Raw genomic sequence first — 232 nt, forward strand, 5'->3', positions numbered from 1 at the left:
TGGCAGCGACCGATGTCTTTTGTTCTTTCTTCCAAGTCCTCCACTTTGCTGTGAAGCCTGATTCTATCCATTACTGCCAAAATACCTGTTCCAACTGCTACTGCTATCAATACTGTTTTTCTTTTGTTCATCATATATTTCCTTTCTTTTAGTGTGCATTTAATACGCTTTTGGCCAGTGTTCCGCTCTTTAGCATCATTAACCCCAGCAAAACCGCATATCCAAGTATCGT

The 232-nt window shown here is 40.5% G+C and carries 1 pseudogene; it reads right to left on the bottom strand.

Annotation, left to right across the window (positions count from 1 at the left end):
• Positions 1–131 (bottom strand): annotated as a pseudogene (locus HMPREF2801_RS04660) (conjugal transfer protein); the annotation flags it as partial.
• Positions 132–232 lie beyond the last annotated feature (101 nt).

Source organism: Peptoniphilus sp. HMSC062D09, assembly GCF_001811425.1.
Taxonomy (GTDB): Bacteria; Bacillota; Clostridia; order Tissierellales; family Peptoniphilaceae; genus Peptoniphilus_A.